17 protein-coding genes and 1 tRNA gene are annotated in these 14,183 nt (G+C 38.6%); 14 read left to right on the top strand and 4 right to left on the bottom strand.

From position 1 onward, the window contains the following. Window positions 1–27: 27 nt before the first annotated feature. The 8 genes from cgtA to thiL are packed head-to-tail and all read left to right on the top strand — an operon-like array spanning window position 28 to window position 6,377. Window positions 28–1,041: an Obg family GTPase CgtA gene (gene cgtA / locus ACMAZA_RS06165; RefSeq protein ID WP_435187925.1), complete on the top strand. Its 1,014-nt coding sequence runs from the start codon at window positions 28–30 to the stop codon at window positions 1,039–1,041. After that, window positions 1,031–1,801 (top strand): glutamate 5-kinase, encoded by a 771-nt coding sequence (proB, locus tag ACMAZA_RS06160; protein WP_435187924.1) that lies wholly within the window; start codon window positions 1,031–1,033, stop codon window positions 1,799–1,801. The genes cgtA and proB overlap by 11 nt, the downstream gene beginning before the upstream one ends. Continuing rightward, window positions 1,795–2,268, top strand: a complete 474-nt coding sequence (gene folK, locus ACMAZA_RS06155) for a 2-amino-4-hydroxy-6-hydroxymethyldihydropteridine diphosphokinase (RefSeq protein WP_435187922.1) — start codon at window positions 1,795–1,797, stop codon at window positions 2,266–2,268. The genes proB and folK overlap by 7 nt, the downstream gene beginning before the upstream one ends. After that, window positions 2,265–3,047, top strand: coding sequence for a 3-methyl-2-oxobutanoate hydroxymethyltransferase (panB, locus tag ACMAZA_RS06150; protein WP_435187920.1), 783 nt, complete (start codon window positions 2,265–2,267; stop codon window positions 3,045–3,047). The genes folK and panB overlap by 4 nt, the downstream gene beginning before the upstream one ends. Beyond that, on the top strand, window positions 3,047–3,892 hold the full coding sequence (gene panC / locus ACMAZA_RS06145) for a pantoate--beta-alanine ligase (protein ID WP_435187918.1): 846 nt from the start codon (window positions 3,047–3,049) through the stop codon (window positions 3,890–3,892). The genes panB and panC overlap by 1 nt, the downstream gene beginning before the upstream one ends. Next, a complete protein-coding gene (locus tag ACMAZA_RS06140; protein WP_435187916.1) occupies window positions 3,885–4,463 on the top strand; it encodes an NfuA family Fe-S biogenesis protein in 579 nt (192 codons plus the stop codon). Before panC ends, ACMAZA_RS06140 begins: the two co-directional genes overlap by 8 nt. Before the next feature lie 40 nt (window positions 4,464–4,503). Next, window positions 4,504–5,442 (top strand): histone deacetylase family protein, encoded by a 939-nt coding sequence (locus tag ACMAZA_RS06135; RefSeq protein WP_435187914.1) that lies wholly within the window; start codon window positions 4,504–4,506, stop codon window positions 5,440–5,442. A 5-nt stretch (window positions 5,443–5,447) separates the two neighbouring features. Then, window positions 5,448–6,377: a thiamine-phosphate kinase gene (gene thiL / locus ACMAZA_RS06130; protein ID WP_435187912.1), complete on the top strand. Its 930-nt coding sequence runs from the start codon at window positions 5,448–5,450 to the stop codon at window positions 6,375–6,377. A 32-nt stretch (window positions 6,378–6,409) separates the two neighbouring features. Here thiL and dksA read toward each other — a convergent pair whose 3' ends face one another. Further along, entirely contained in the window at window positions 6,410–6,820 is a 411-nt protein-coding gene (gene dksA, locus ACMAZA_RS06125) for an RNA polymerase-binding protein DksA (protein ID WP_435187910.1), read from the bottom strand. Between the two features lie 94 nt (window positions 6,821–6,914). Here dksA and ACMAZA_RS06120 point away from each other — a divergent pair, with 94 nt between their 5' ends. The 6 genes from ACMAZA_RS06120 (at window position 6,915) to ACMAZA_RS06095 (ending at window position 11,612) form a co-directional block, all read left to right on the top strand. Further along, on the top strand, window positions 6,915–7,676 hold the full coding sequence (locus ACMAZA_RS06120) for an HAD-IA family hydrolase (protein ID WP_435187908.1): 762 nt from the start codon (window positions 6,915–6,917) through the stop codon (window positions 7,674–7,676). Beyond that, on the top strand, window positions 7,660–9,153 hold the full coding sequence (ilvA, locus tag ACMAZA_RS06115) for a threonine ammonia-lyase, biosynthetic (RefSeq protein WP_435187906.1): 1,494 nt from the start codon (window positions 7,660–7,662) through the stop codon (window positions 9,151–9,153). Before ACMAZA_RS06120 ends, ilvA begins: the two co-directional genes overlap by 17 nt. Next, a complete protein-coding gene (rimI, locus tag ACMAZA_RS06110) occupies window positions 9,092–9,604 on the top strand; it encodes a ribosomal protein S18-alanine N-acetyltransferase (RefSeq protein WP_435187904.1) in 513 nt (170 codons plus the stop codon). Before ilvA ends, rimI begins: the two co-directional genes overlap by 62 nt. An 8-nt stretch (window positions 9,605–9,612) precedes the next feature. Beyond that, a complete protein-coding gene (gene icd, locus ACMAZA_RS06105; protein ID WP_435187902.1) occupies window positions 9,613–10,863 on the top strand; it encodes an NADP-dependent isocitrate dehydrogenase in 1,251 nt (416 codons plus the stop codon). Between the two features lie 86 nt (window positions 10,864–10,949). After that, a tRNA-Asn gene (locus tag ACMAZA_RS06100) sits at window positions 10,950–11,025 on the top strand. Window positions 11,026–11,081: 56 nt separating this feature from the next. Next, window positions 11,082–11,612 carry a PaaI family thioesterase gene (locus tag ACMAZA_RS06095; protein WP_435187901.1) on the top strand — a complete coding sequence of 177 codons (531 nt, stop codon included), beginning with the start codon at window positions 11,082–11,084 and terminating at the stop codon, window positions 11,610–11,612. A gap of 3 nt (window positions 11,613–11,615) precedes the next feature. Here ACMAZA_RS06095 and ACMAZA_RS06090 read toward each other — a convergent pair whose 3' ends face one another. From ACMAZA_RS06090 to ACMAZA_RS06080, 3 genes are read right to left on the bottom strand one after another with little or no spacing between them, the layout of a single operon-like run. Further along, complete coding sequence (locus ACMAZA_RS06090) at window positions 11,616–12,470, bottom strand: endonuclease/exonuclease/phosphatase family protein (RefSeq protein ID WP_435187899.1); 855 nt, start codon at window positions 12,468–12,470, stop codon at window positions 11,616–11,618. After that, entirely contained in the window at window positions 12,467–13,285 is an 819-nt protein-coding gene (locus ACMAZA_RS06085) for a carbohydrate ABC transporter permease (protein ID WP_435187897.1), read from the bottom strand. The genes ACMAZA_RS06090 and ACMAZA_RS06085 overlap by 4 nt, the downstream gene beginning before the upstream one ends. After that, on the bottom strand, window positions 13,282–14,157 hold the full coding sequence (locus tag ACMAZA_RS06080) for a carbohydrate ABC transporter permease (protein WP_435187895.1): 876 nt from the start codon (window positions 14,155–14,157) through the stop codon (window positions 13,282–13,284). The genes ACMAZA_RS06085 and ACMAZA_RS06080 overlap by 4 nt, the downstream gene beginning before the upstream one ends. Between the last annotated feature and the right edge of the window lie 26 nt (window positions 14,158–14,183).

The following is a 14,183-nucleotide window of genomic DNA, read 5'->3' as shown; positions in this document are numbered from 1 at the left end:
GAATCTTTATTATGAATATTAAAAATTATGAAATTTGTTGATTCTGCGAGCGTTGTTGTTGAGGCCGGAAAGGGAGGTGCTGGGTGCCTGAGTTTTCGTCGAGAAAAATATATACCAGACGGTGGTCCTGATGGCGGAGACGGTGGAGACGGCGGGAGCGTATACTTTCGAGGTCAGGAAGGGCTCAATACGCTCAGTGAGTTTCGATACAATCGATTATACAGGGCCAAGAATGGTCAGCCCGGTATGGGCAGGGATCGAAGAGGCAAGTCTGCTGAAGACCTCTATGTTGAGATTCCTTTAGGAACCAAGATTATTGACCTGGCAACAGATGAAGTGATTGGAGAGATTACTCTTCATGAACAGGTCTTACTGGTTGCTAAGGGTGGTTTTCATGGGCTCGGCAATGCTAGATTTAAATCATCTGTTAATCGTGCGCCAAGACAAACTTCACCTGGAACTCCTGGTGAATCAAGAGAAGTTGCTTTGGAGTTAAATATTATGGCTGATGTGGGTCTTTTGGGTATGCCTAATGCGGGAAAATCAAGTCTCATTAGGCAAATCTCTGGTGCTCGACCAAAAGTTGCAGACTACCCTTTTACCACTCTGCATCCAAGTCTAGGTGTTGTCAAGGCTGGAAGCAATCACTTCGTGATGGCAGATATTCCAGGTTTATTAGAAAAAGCAAGTGAAGGAGTAGGTCTTGGATTTGAATTCCTAAAGCATCTTTCAAGAGCAAGGGCACTTTTACATGTTGTTGATATTCTTCCATCTGATGGCTCTGATCCTGTGAGCAATTATTTGACAATTGAGTCTGAATTAAAGAAATTTGATGAAGAGTTATTTAAAAAACCTAGATATGTGGCCATCAATAAAATTGACTTACTTGAAGAGAGTGAAAGAGACAAAACTACTAAAGATTTCCTTAAAAAGGTCAAATATAAAGGAAATGCGTTTAACATATCTGCATTAAATGGAATGGGCTGCAAGTCTTTGATTTTTGGCTTGTATGACTTAATAGAGAAAAAAAATGAAGAATAAGTGTTGGGTTGTAAAAATTGGATCAGCCCTATTAACGAATAATGGAAAGGGAATCGATAAGGGCCTGATATCTCAGTGGGTTGAACAGATTGTAGAACTGCAATCCCATGGAATTGATGTCGTTTTAGTGTCGAGTGGGTCTATTGTAGAAGGCATGAAGCGTCTTGGCTGGAAAGAAAAGCCTAGTGATATTCATAAACTTCAAGCAGCCGCTGCTGTAGGTCAAATGGGACTGGTACAGGCTTATGAATATCTCTTTGCAAAACATAAAGTGCAAACTGCACAGGTACTGTTGACTCGTGATAATTTGTTGAATTCAAAGCACTTTGAAAATATTTCGGCAACTCTTAATAACTTACTAGAGTTTGGAATTGTTCCAGTCATTAATGAAAATGATACTGTTGCTACTGAGGAGATTAAGTTTGGCGATAATGACACCTTGGCTGCCTTGGTCGCAAACTTTTTGAATGCTGAAAAGCTCATTATTTTGACAGATCAGTATGGCGTTTTTGATGAAGATCCTCGAAAAAATATCGATGCTAAACTAATTAAAGAAATTCATTTTAATGATGAAAAATTAGAGAGAGTTGCAGGAAAATCAGGCGGCGCATTGGGTTCTGGGGGTATGTACTCAAAGGTGATGGCAGCAAAGCAAGCTGCAGAGTCAAAAACCATATCGAATATTGCTTGGGGCAGAGAAAAAGAGGTTTTGACCAGAATATATAAGGGCGAATACATAGGAACATTAATTCATTGTTAGCATATATCGGCTTAGGCTCAAACCTTCATAACCCAAGTGCGCAAATTGAAAATGCACTCAGCGCTCTAGCTGGTTCTGATGGAATAGAGTTGATCAGTGTTTCCAGTCATTACAAATCGAAGCCGCTCCTCGATATGCCTGGCCCAAATTATATAAATGCTGTTTGTAAAATAGACACCACTCTAACTGCAATTGATTTACTGGATATTTGTCAGTCTATAGAAGACAATCAGAAAAGAATTAGAAAGGTAAAATGGGGATCAAGAACAATTGATTTGGATATACTGCTCTATGAGCAACAGGTTATTTCTAGTGATCGATTATCTATACCTCACCCTGAAATGATTGATAGAGCCTTTGTGATGGTTCCTTTGTATGAAATTGATAAAGAAATAAATGTCCCCCTATTGGGACCAGTAAAAAAATTAATAGATAGAGTTAACAAACTTGATGTAAAAAAAATATGAAGCATTCGGAGTTAAGTTTATTTAAAGAACAGGGCCAAAAAATCACCTGCCTGACAGCCTATGATGCATCTATGGCTAAGATCCTTGATCAGTCAGGGGTAGATGCTATTTTAATAGGTGACTCTCTTGGAATGGTTATTCAGGGGAAGGAAAATACGAGATCAGTTTCAATCAGTGATATGATTTATCATACCTCTATAGTTTCTGGCTCTAGCAACAATGCACTCATCATTTCTGATATGCCTTTTTCTAGCTATGATAATCCTGATGACGCTCTTGAAAATGCGAAAGCATTTATAGATGCTGGCGCAAGAATGGTCAAGATTGAGGGCGGAAGTGAGCATGAAGACGTCATTAAAAAATTAATCTCAAACAATATCAATATTTGTGGTCATTTAGGTCTTCAGCCCCAACTTGTTATCAAGTCTGATGATTACAGAGTGCAAGGTAGAGACGAGAGTTCTGCCCAGAGAATCATTGATAATTCAATTTTGTTAGAGTCTTTAGGGGTAAGTGCTTTGGTACTCGAATGCATTCCGAGTGATTTAGCAAAAACTGTCAGTGAAAAATTAACAATACCAACTATAGGCATTGGCGCTGGAGTTGATTGCGATGGACAGGTCCTAGTCAGTTATGATATGTTAGGAATTACTACTGGCAAGCAGCCAAGGTTTGTAAGAAGTTTTCTTGACAATCAAAACACCATTTCTGAAGCAGTTGAGTCATTTGTTGCGGAGGTTAAAGGGAAAACTTTTCCTTCCCAAAGTGAGAGTTATTGATGGAAATTTTTAAGACCCAGAAAGATCTTGAGCTCTATCTAGATAGTCTTCGATTGGAGGGCAAAAAAATAGCTTTAGTTCCAACTATGGGAGGCCTTCATGACGGACATGTTTCTTTAGTTGATAAGGCTAAAAGCCTTTCTGAAATTGTAGTAGTTAGTATCTTTGTCAATCCAACTCAGTTTGCAAGGGGCGAGGACTTTGATGACTATCCTAATACTTTTGAAGCAGATAAGTTGCTATTAGAGTCAAAAAATGTTGACGCATTATTTCTTCCTTCTAAAGAGGAAATATATCCTCATGGAACCACGTCTGACTATAAGGTTGGAGCGATTGGTCAGATACTCTGCGGTGCTTTCCGGCCTACCCATTTTGATGGTGTTGCACAAGTGGTTAAAAGGTTTTTTGAAATTGTTAAACCTAACTTAGCAGTTTTTGGCGAAAAAGATTTTCAGCAGCTACTCATCATTAAAACATTAGTTAACAATCTTAGTCTTGATTTAAAAATTGAATCCATACCGACTCAAAGGGAGGATGATGGATTGGCAATGAGTACTAGGAATCAATATTTGAGTGATTTGGAACGGGAGAGGGCGCCCCACTTTTATTCAGTATTGTGTGATGCCAGGGATTCAATTTTAAGGGGAAATTCTTTTCCTGAAGTTAAAAAAGATGCAATAAAAACACTAGGTAAAAGCTTTGAGGTTGAGTACTTAGAAGTTTTAGATGCAAATAACCTTACACAAATCGAGACTAAAACTACAGAAATTATTATAATATCTGCAATACGGTTTGGTGGAACTCGACTGATTGATAATCTAGTATTTAGGAGAACGAATGTTTAGTATTACTGAAGAAGCAGAAATTTATGTTGCTGACCTTTTTGAGCAACAGGACGAAAAAGATCTTGGTCTTAAGGTAGATGTTGAAAAGCCTGGCACTCCAGTTGCAACTGTAACATTTAACTTTTGCATTAAAAGCGACCTTCCTGAAACCTATCAAGAGTTTCCTTTTGTAGGGTTCAGCGCTTTTATTGATGAGTCCAATAACCAGTATCTGAGTGACTCTCATGTTGCTTTAAAAATTGATGGGACTAACAAAAAATTAACGATTACAGCTCCTAATGCTAAAGGAGAGGCTCCAAAAGATGATGCGCCTCTAGAAGAAAAGGTCCTTTTTACAATCGTCACTGAGGTCAATCCTAGCCTTGCCTCTCATGGTGGTTTTGTTGATCTTGTTGAAATCACTAAAAAGAATGAGGTTGTTCTCAACTTTGGGGGTGGATGTCAGGGCTGTAGTTCAGTTAATATGACCCTTAAAGATGGTGTTGAAAAACAACTTAAAGGTTTATACCCTGAAATTTCTGCTGTACTTGATGCAACTGATCACTCTTATAAAGAAAACGCTTACATGTAGATCTATAGCATTCTTATGCTAGATTAACTTAAGGGGAAGAATGGAAAATATCAGGGTTTATTCTCATTCTGCATGCCTTTCAAAAGAAAATGGTGAGGGTCATCCTGAGCGAAAAGAACGCCTAGAATCTATACTTGACTCAATCCAAAGGATTGATGACATCTCTATTGACCTAAAAGAAGCTCCAAAAGCTCAAAACAAGGATATTAATCTAGTGCATCCGCAGTCATATCTCGAAGAGATTTTTGAAATGATTCCAAGTCAAGGCTTAGTAGGTGTTGAAAAGGAGCCCTATGCGGATACCCTTCTATGTCCAGACTCAAAGGAGGCAATTCTCAGAGCCTGTGGCTCTGGAATAAGCGCTTCAAAAGACTTAATGGATGGAGTCTCTAAGAGGGTTTTTTGTGCAGTAAGGCCCCCTGGACATCATGCTGAAACGAATAGAGTGAATGGTTTTTGTTTTTTAAATAATGCGGCAGTTGCAGCGCGATATTTGCAGTCAAACTATGACATAAAAAAAATAGCAATCATTGACTTTGATGTGCATCATGGAAACGGCACACAAGAGATTTTTTATAACGATAATTCAGTACTCTATGGTTCGATTCATCAACACCCTTTATTTCCTGGAACAGGATTAGAGTCTGAGATAGGCGCTGGAAACATCTTTAATGCTCCTATCGAGGCGGGCACCTCTAGTGAAGAATTTTTGAGAGTTTTCAACGAGAAGATTCTGGTCAATGTTGAGCACTTTGAGCCAGAAGTTATTATTATTTCAGCTGGCTTTGATGCCCACAAAAGAGACCCACTGGCCACCATTAATTTAAACTCAGAAGACTACTTTACAATGACTCAAGACATTGTTGGCATTGCTAATCGCCACTCTAAAGGAAGAGTGATCTCATTTTTGGAGGGGGGTTATGACCTTCAAGCGTTGTCAGAGTCCATTCAATCCCACTTCAAAGGCCTCAGCGCTTAATCAAGATGAATGAGTTCGATCTAATCCAAAGTTATTTCAATTGGGAGATAACTGACCCAAGTATTGAGTTAGGGGTTGGTGATGATGCTGCCCTTTTTACTCTCAATCCAGGTCATCAGCTAGTCACCTCAACTGATACCCTTGTTGAAGGCATTCATTTCTTTAAAGACGCCTCACCTAGAGATATTGCCTACAAATCACTGGCAGTTAATTTAAGCGACATTGCTGCAATGGGAGCGACTGCAAAATGTTACACCCTTTCATTGACTATTCCTGAGCTCGATAAAGGATGGTTAAAAGATTTCTCCTCTTCCCTCAAGGAGTCTTCTAAGCTGTTCAATGTCCATTTGATTGGCGGAGACACTACAAAAGGACCCTTAAACATTTCAATTACCATGATGGGTTCAATAGAAATTAATAACCCCATTAAAAGGTCAGGTGCAAAAGATGGCGATGACATCTATGTATCAGGAGAGCTTGGTTCTGCAGCATTGTGTCTTAAAAAAATCAAAAAAGGAGAAATACCATTAGAGAGCGATCTTAACGCTCTCAATAGGCCCATTCCTCATTTAGAGTTAGGTTCAGCACTAAAAAATCTAGCAAGCTCATGTATTGACGTTTCTGACGGCCTTGAGCAGGATTTGTCTCACATCTTAAAATCCTCAGGTGTTGGCGCAATCATTGATACTCAAGAGTTACCCCTGAGTGATTCAGTTATGCATTATGTCAAAGATACAAATGACTGGTCTTTGCCTTTATGTGGTGGTGATGACTATGAACTTTGCTTTACAGCGGGCAAGTCAAAGAGAGATAAAATATCAGCGATTTCAGAAAGTCTAGGGTCAAGAGTCACGAGAATCGGTGAGATTAACTCTCAGAAAAAGTTAGAAGTTGTCGGTTACACAGGACCAAGAACATCTTATCAGCATTTCTGATTAGAAAATATCAAACGACTAATTAAAAAAAGTTAGATTTCTTTTCTTTCTTCTACTGTCTTGCAGTCAATGCACTGATCAGCAGTTGGACGAGCTTCTAGTCGATTAAGTGCGATCTCAATACCACAAGTTTTGCAGTAACCATAATCACCCATATCAATCAAGTGAAGCGTCTTATCAATCTTATTAATAAGCTTTCTCTCACGATCTCTTGTTCTGAGCTCGAGAGCAAACTCCTCTTCAATTGTAGCTCTGTCGTTGATATCAGCAACCGGTGTCGAGTCCTCTTGGATATGGTTGATGGTTGATTCAGCTTCAGAAACTAACTGATCTCTCCAAACATTAAGCTTATGAATAAAGTGCTTAAGTTGACCGGATGACATGAACTCCTCACCTTTTTTTGGAATGTAGGCAGGAATTTCATCAAAGTTTGGATCTGTCATTAGTGTTAGTTTGTAAAAAAATGTAGTTTTTACCAAAAATTGCCTAAAATAGCAATGATTTTTTGTCATTTTAACTCAATTAAATTCAATCATCGTGGCTCTTAAAGCTTTAATATTTGATGTAGATGGAACTCTGGCAAACACAGAGCACGATGGCCACCTTAGAGCGTTCAATGAAGCTTTTGAATTTTATGGGCTGGACTGTTATTGGGATAGTGAGCTTTATGCAGAGTTGCTGAGTGTCAGTGGAGGCAAAGAAAGGCTTGCATTTTTCATTAAGAAATATAAACCTGACCTATTAAAATCATCGAGTAGTCTTGAGATTGCAGATATTCATAGAAAGAAAACTGATATTTTTATCAGTAAAATATCAGATGGATTAATATCGCTTCGAATCGGTGTTGAGCGGCTAATTTATGAAGCGAAAGATAATAATTTGAGGCTCGGAATTGCAACAACAACTTCTTTTGAAAATGTTAGAGCGATTTTAGAATCCTCATTGGGTAAGGACGTGATGAATAATTTTGAAATAATTGGTGCGGGAGACGTTGTCAAAAATAAAAAGCCATCACCAGAGATATACAATTACGTTCTCAAAAAAATGAATCTAAGTGCAAAAGATTGCATCGCTTTTGAAGACTCTGAAATTGGCTTTAAAGCTTCAACTGCATCAGGTCTGAATACAGTTGTGACGCTTAGCGAGTATACTATGGCAGATAACTTTAAAGGTGCATTGGTTGTTCTTGATCATTTAGGTGAAGAGAACCAGCCTTTTCAGATGGTTTATGGCATGCCAACACACCATACAATGGTAGGTGTTGATTATTTAAAGGAGCTCTATGAGTGCACTAATTGACTTGGCAGACAACAGCAATGTTTATGACGTAGCAAAAGTTTCTGCACTCTCGATTGCCCAGCAGCTTTCGAAGAGATTTAAAAATCAAATCTATCTCAAGCGAGAAGATGATCAGGTCATTCATTCCTTTAAACTTCGTGGTGCTTATCAAAAAATGAGCTCAATGAGTGAGGAACAAAAAAGCAAAGGGGTCATTGCCTCTTCAGCTGGGAATCACGCTCAGGGAGTAGCTCTTGGGGCCAGTAAGCTCAATATTAAAGCAATCATTGTGATGCCTACAAGTACCCCTAAAATTAAAGTTCAAGCTGTTGAGCAACTAGGTGCAGAAGTCATTTTGCATGGCGATGTTTATGATGATGCTTTTCATCATGCCAAAAAGTTAGAGACAGAGCAAAACCTATGTTTTATTAGTCCTTACGATGATTTTGAGGTTATCGCAGGTCAAGCAACTGTTGCCAAGGAGGTATTATCACAACTCGATGAAATCGACTATGTGTTTGCTCCAGTTGGCGGCGGAGGTTTGATTTCTGGTATGGCGAGTTACATCAAGCACTATGCTCCTCATATTAAAGTGATTGGTGTCGAGCCATTAGATTCACCGACACTTTTTAAGGCTTTAGAGGCTAACGAGAGAGTTGTTTTAGATGACGTTGGAAGATTTGCTGATGGCGTAGCAGTGAAGCAGATTGGAGCGCTTCCATTCGAAATAGCTAAGAAATCTGTTGACGATGTTGTTTTGGTTAGCAATGATGAAATGTGTGCCGCGATTAAAGATATCTATGAAGATGTTCGTTCTGTCTCTGAGCCAGCGGGAGCTCTCTCAACAGCAGGTGTCAAAAAGTATATCTTAGAGCATGGACTCCAAGGCAAAAATATTGTCTCAGTTGTATCAGGTGCAAATGTCAACTTCGATAGACTCAGATATATTGCTGAAAGGGCTGATTTAGGTGAGCTTAATGAAGCAATTGTGGCTGTAACTATTCCTGAAGAGCCTGGCAGCTTCCTAAGTTTCTGTGAACTCTTAGATAACTCATCAATTACTGAGTTTAACTACCGCTATGCTGCCAAAAAGGATGCTCATATCTTTGTTGGAATAAAGCTAAGCAAAGGGGAAACTGAAAAGCAAGCACTCTTAACGAGACTCAGTAAATCCTTCGAGGTTATTGATATGAGTGATAATTCTATGGCTAAAACTCACATCAGGTATATGGTCGGAGGTCACGCGAATGCTGAAAATGAGGTAATCTATCGTTTTGAATTTCCAGAGAGGCCTGGAGCACTATTAAACTTTCTTAAAAAAGTAAAAACAAAATGGAATATTTCCCTTTTCCATTATCGAAACCACGGCGCTGATTTTGGAAGAGTGTTAATTGGTCTTCAGGTGGACGATGTGTCAGATCTTGAGTCTAGGTTTGATGAAATTGGTTATTACTACCAAAACGAAACTGACAACAAAGCCTATCAGTACTTCCTTTAAAAAACTCACTCTGTATGAAATCGATACCGCTGCTCAATTAGAGCAAGAGAGTTCAAAGAATCCCTGGTCAAAAAAACAGCTTTCAGAGAGTATTTCAAATCCTAACAACGTGTGCTATATGCTTGAAGTTAAATCTAAGATTATTGGCTTTATCATTGCAATGCCATCCGTTGACACTGCTGATATTCTGAATTTAGCTGTACATAAAGATTTCAAAAGAAAAGGTTATGGCTCTAGCCTAATAGAGCACTTATCAATGAATCTCAAAAAAAGACATATTAAAACTTTATTCTTGGAGGTAAGGCAGGGAAATTTTGCAGCTATTGCATTGTATTTAAGTCTTGGATTCGAAGAGATTTCAATCAGAAAAAATTACTATGCGAAAAACTCAAATCAACTTTCTGTAAAAGAAGACGGTATAATAATGCGTCTTGAAATATCAACTTTATGAAATAAAAAATGACCTATAAAAATATCACTGTTCCTGAGTCAGGTAGTCCAATTACAATTGAAAACAATGAACTCAATGTTCCAAATAACCCGATCATCACCTTCATAGAGGGAGACGGGATTGGTATTGATATTACGCCTGTCATGCTTGATGTTGTTAACACTGCAGTTAAGAAGGCTTATGGTGGTGAGAGAGAAATACATTGGATGGAAATTTATGCTGGTGAGAAAGCTGATAGTATTTATGGTGAGTATTTGCCAGAGGAGACGGTAGAAGCAATAAAAGAGTTTTCGGTATCAATTAAGGGGCCTTTAACTACACCTGTTGGCGGCGGTATGAGATCACTTAATGTTGCTATCAGGCAGATTCTTGATCTCTATATCTGCCAAAGACCTGTTCAGTATTTTGATGGAACTCCCTCGCCTGTCAGGCATCCTGAAAAGGTGGATATGGTTATCTTTAGAGAGAACTCTGAGGATATTTATGCAGGTATAGAGTTTCCTAAGGGTTCTAAGGAAGTCACCAAGGTTATTGACTTTCTTCAAAATGAAATGGGTGCGACTAAGATTCGCTTTCCTGAAACTTCAGGTATTGGAATTAAGCCAGTTTCCACCGAGGGTACTACTAGACTTGTCAGAGCTGCAATTCAATACGCAATTGACAATGATAAACCCTCAGTAACCCTTGTTCATAAAGGAAATATTATGAAGTTTACTGAAGGCCTTTTTCGTGACACAGGCTATCAGTTAGCCAAAGATGAGTTTGGCGCTAAAGAGGTTGATGGTGGTCCATGGTGTAGCTTTACAAATCCAAAGACTGGTAAGGAAATAATCATCAATGACACAATCGCTGACGCCTTTTTACAACAGATACTTCTTCGTCCAGCTGAGTACTCAGTTATAGCCACTCTGAATCTGAATGGTGATTACATTTCTGACGCTCTAGCAGCTCAAGTTGGTGGAATTGGAATTGCACCAGGTGCTAATCTTTCTGATAGTGTTGGAGTTTTTGAGGCGACACATGGAACTGCCCCAGGCTATGCTGGAAAAGACATGGTAAATCCATCCTCTCTGATTCTCTCTGCTGAAATGATGCTTAGACATATGGGCTGGACAGAGGCTGCTGATCTCATTTTAAATGCGATGTCAAAAACAATCAAAAATAAGACGGTCACCTATGACCTAGAGAGGCTAATTGATGACGCCACAAAGCTTTCTTGTTCTGAGTTTGGAAAGGCATTAGAAGACTCCATAAACTAAGTCTATAACTTAATAGATATTTAGAGGCTATAAAAGCAAAGATTTGATTGACTCAAAATTCATAGCTCGTTATAATTCCTCGCTATTCCCTGATAGCTCAGTTGGTAGAGCAACGGACTGTTAATCCGTTTGTCCCTGGTTCGAGCCCAGGTCAGGGAGCCAATCTTCTATACTAAAGGCATCTTCGGATGTCTTTTTTGTAGAAAATGAAACCAAAAATGATTACTTATCAAAAACTTGCCAAGTTAGCCTCAAAATTCATGTCTAAATCGACCTTGATGAAGCATGGATTTAACTTATCTCCAATGTATCGTAGAACCTCAGCAAAAGTAACCTACATCTCAAAAGATTTTCTAAAGATAACAATTAAATTACCTTTTAGCTATAAAAATGCAAACTATGTTAATACGATCTTTGGAGGCAGTATGTTCTCGGCAGTTGACCCATTTCCAATGACGCAGTTAATGAATCTAATTGGAGATGACTATGTTGTCTGGGATAAGGCTGCTGAAATATTTTTTAGAAGACCTGCAAAGGAAGACTTGTATGCAGAATTTACTTATACTCATGAAGAGGTTGCCGAGATAAAGCAGAAGGCGAATGATAACAATGAATTTGAGATAGTTAAATCAACCCAATTAACAAACAAAGATAAAAGCATTATTTTTTGTGAAGTTCGCAAGAGAGTCTACATTGCAAACAAGACTTTTTTTAAAAATAAGCGTGCCAAGAAAAAGCTGAAGAACTAATCTTTAGTCATCCAGTATGGATACGAAGAAGGGTTGATGGTCTGAAGCGTCAGTCTCTTCATTGACGACAAAGCTACCAATGTTACTTTTAAGATTAGAGCTTACAAAAGTAAAGTCCCTACAATGAGCTCCATCAGGCCATTGTTTTTTGTCAAAAATTCCACAGGTTGGTACATGCTTGGTATTCGGATTTATTTGACTCCATGCATCAATAAGCCCCTCTTGGTTTTGACTATTATTTGTAAGAAGGGCGTATTCTTTGGATTCTGATTCAAAATTAAAGTCCCCACAAAGAATTAGCTTATTAGATCTTTCAAGCTTTGCGTAAGGTCCAGGCTCTTGAACCGTTGCAGGATTCAGAGATAATTGATCAATGTCATCTTTAATGTCAAGGATGCGTTTTACTTGTGCGTAACGTTGTTTTTGAGAGCCATACTCTAGGTGAGTTGTCATGACACAAATCGGGAAAAATGGAGTCTCGACTGTTACTTCAGTAACCTGTCTTGGCATATGCCTAAAACTGCTGTCTACAGGTTGCGGAAGAATATGATTAAAGTTAGACAACACTGGTAACTTTGAAAGAATGATATTTCCGAACTGTTCTCTTTCGCTCTCACCTGGTCTTAGGACATTATATGCTGGTCCAAAAAATGGCGTATAGCCCTTAAATATGCTTGATAGTTGCTTTAATTGATCGGGCTGTGTTCCATCCTTAAGTTCGCAATTTCGAGATACTTCCTGAAGGCATATGACATCCGGATTTGACATATTAAAAATAGTATCTGCAATTCTCTCTAGGGAGATAACCCCATCGACACCTTCCCCATTTTGTATATTCCAGCTTAGGAGTTGAATCATTTAATACCAGCCTGCATGAACGACTGAACAAACTGTTTTTGGAATATTAAGAAAGCGATAAGTAGAGGGGCGACTGACATTAGAGTAGCGGCTGATAAAATCGACCATTCAACTCCGGACTCTGGAGCGGCAAAAATACCTAGGCCCACAGTTAATGGCCTAGTCTCAACTGAATTTGAAATGATGAGTGGCCATAAGAAGTTATTCCAGTGATGGCTGACAGACACTAAGGAGAATGCAATATATGTTGGCGTTGCAAGAGGAACATAAACTTTCCATAATATACTCATCGTTCCACATCCTTCAAGTTCTGCTGCATCCTCTAATTCTTTAGGAATCGATTTAAATGCTTGACGCAATAGAAAGATACAAAACGCGCTGGCAATGTAAGGCAGCCCCATGCCAGAGATTGTATCTACTAAGCTTAATTTAGAAAGTGTAACATAGTTTTGAACGATTAGTATTTCGGGCGTAATCATTAATTGAACCAGGACTAATGCAAATGCAACGTTAGCACCCGTAAACTTAAAACGAACAAAGGCGTAAGCTGCTAGTGTTGAAATTAAGAGCTGTCCAGGCAATATAAACGAAACCAGTAAAAAAGTGTTTAGACTGAATCTGGCAAAAGGGGCTTGACTCCAGGCCTCACGAAAATTATCAAGCGTTAGTGGCGAGAATATATCGAAATGCATCGCATCACTGCTAGAGTGAAAAGCAGCCCAAAAAGCATACAACAATGGAAGGATCCAAAATCCAGCTAGGATGTATGCACCTATGAGCTCAACACTGGTTTGTATTCTGTTTCTATATGTCATCGGTAATGAGTACGTCTATCTAAAAAGAAAAATTGTGCTAATGCAGTTAATGCAAGTAGAGCCAATAAAAATATAGTCAAAGCGGACGCATAAGAGATGTCTAAAAATGAGAAGGCTGTTTCATAAATATAATAAAGAATTAAATTACTGGCATTGTCTGGGCCACCTTTCGTTAGCACAAATAAATGATCAACTAGTTTAAATGAGTTAAGAAAGGCATTAATCAAAACGAATAGTGTTGTTGGAAGGAGTAAAGGAAACTGGATACGCCAAAAATAATTCCAACGCGAAGAACCTTCTAGCTTTGATGCTTCTTCGAGCTCAGGAGAAATGGTTTGCAGTCCTGCTAAATAAAAGACCATAAATAAGCCAGCCTCCTTCCAGACAGTCATCACAATAATAGATGGAAGAACGGTTGATGGGTCACCTAACCAATTATTACCTTCAAAACCAAATATTTCGAGTACTTTATCTATTAACCCAATATCTGGTGCATAGAAAAACAGCCAAATGTTAGCAACTGCAATCATCGGAAGCATGGTTGGCGTGAAGTAAGCCATCCTCAGAAATCCCCTTCCAGGAATGGCTTTATTAACAATTAAAGCCATCAGAATTGCAATACCTATAGAAGTTGGAATAGTTCCTAGTGCAAGCCACATATTGTTTACAAAAACTTTCCAAAATATGGGGTCACTAAACATGCTTTCGTAGGCTTCAACTCCTGAGAAACGTCTAGGTCTTAAAATTGATTTGTTGGTATATAAACTTTGAAAAAAAGTTGTTATGGTGGGGTAATGGGTAAACGCCAAAAGTAATATTGCTGCAGGAGTAAATAACAGCCAGCCTTGAATATTACGAGTACTATCTTTCATTATTATTACTTTTGAAGTCTAATAAA

This window comes from Pseudothioglobus sp. nBUS_23 (genome assembly GCF_051201565.1).
GTDB lineage: Bacteria > Pseudomonadota > Gammaproteobacteria > PS1 > Pseudothioglobaceae > Pseudothioglobus.
This window is presented reverse-complemented; position numbering and strand designations above follow the sequence as displayed.